General features: G+C 45.5%; 1 rRNA gene (cut by a window edge). It reads right to left on the minus strand.

Annotated features, from left to right (window positions below):
- A 23S ribosomal RNA gene (locus tag AC1RPH_RS07510) occupies positions 1-1,277 on the minus strand (it extends 1,742 nt beyond the left edge of the window).
- Positions 1,278-1,400: the final 123 nt, after the last annotated feature.

Raw genomic sequence — 1,400 nt, forward strand, 5'->3', positions numbered from 1 at the left:
CAGTCCTTACGGTCTAGCTTCGTTGCCCTTAGAACGCTCTCCTACCACGGAACCCTAATGGGTTCCATCCACAATTTCGGTAACATGTTTAGCCCCGGTACATTTTCGGCGCAGAATCACTCGACTAGTGAGCTATTACGCACTCTTTAAATGGTGGCTGCTTCTGAGCCAACATCCTAGTTGTCTGTGCAATTCCACATCCTTTTCCACTTAACATGTATTTTGGGACCTTAATTGGTGGTCTGGGCTGTTTCCCTTTCGACTACGGATCTTATCACTCGCAGTCTGACTCCCGGATATAAATCAATGGCATTCGGAGTTTATCTGAATTCAGTAACCCTAGATGGGCCCCTAGTCCAAACAGTGGCTCTACCTCCATGATTCTTAATTCCGAGGCTAGCCCTAAAGCTATTTCGGAGAGAACCAGCTATCTCCAAGTTCGTTTGGAATTTCTCCGCTACCCACACCTCATCTCAGCATTTTTCAACATACATGAGTTCGGTCCTCCAGTGCGTTTTACCGCACCTTCAACCTGGACATGGGTAGGTCACTTGGTTTCGGGTCTACGTCTACTTACTATGGCGCCCTATTCAGACTCGCTTTCGCTACGGCTCCGTCTTATCAACTTAACCTCGCAAGCAAACGTAACTCGCCGGTTCATTCTACAAAAGGCACGCTATCACCCATTAACGGGCTCTAACTATTTGTAGGCACATGGTTTCAGGAACTATTTCACTCCCCTTCCGGGGTGCTTTTCACCTTTCCCTCACGGTACTGGTTCACTATCGGTCACTAGGGAGTATTTAGCCTTGGGAGATGGTCCTCCCGGATTCCGACGGAATTTCTCGTGTTCCGCCGTACTCAGGATACTGCTCTGAGAGATTTTCATTTAGTATACGGGGCTATCACCCTCTACGGCGAGTCTTCCCAGACTCTTCTACTATAAAAATCTTTGGTAACTCAAATGAGCAGTCCTACAACCCCAAGAAGCAAGCTTCTTGGTTTGGGCTCTTCCCTGTTCGCTCGCCGCTACTTAGGGAATCGATTTTTCTTTCTATTCCTGCAGGTAATTAGATGTTTCAGTTCCCTGCGTTTACCTCTATATAACCTATGTATTCAGTTAATAGTAACAGTCGATTAAAACTGCTGGGTTCCCCCATTCGGAAATCTCCGGATCAAAGCTTACTTACAGCTCCCCGAAGCATATCGGTGTTAGTCCCGTCCTTCATCGGCTCCTAGTGCCAAGGCATTCACCATGCGCCCTTGATAACTTAACCTAACTTTACTTAAAGCAAAGTGGTTTTGTTAAGAACTACGTTCTTAACTAATAAAACGCGGTGTTTCTCGGCTTATTGCTTAAAAATTTAATAAATATTATCTAGTTTTCAAAGAACAAATTT

The sequence above is a fragment of the Dellaglioa sp. CoH-57-MRSF-16 genome (genome assembly GCF_056782055.1).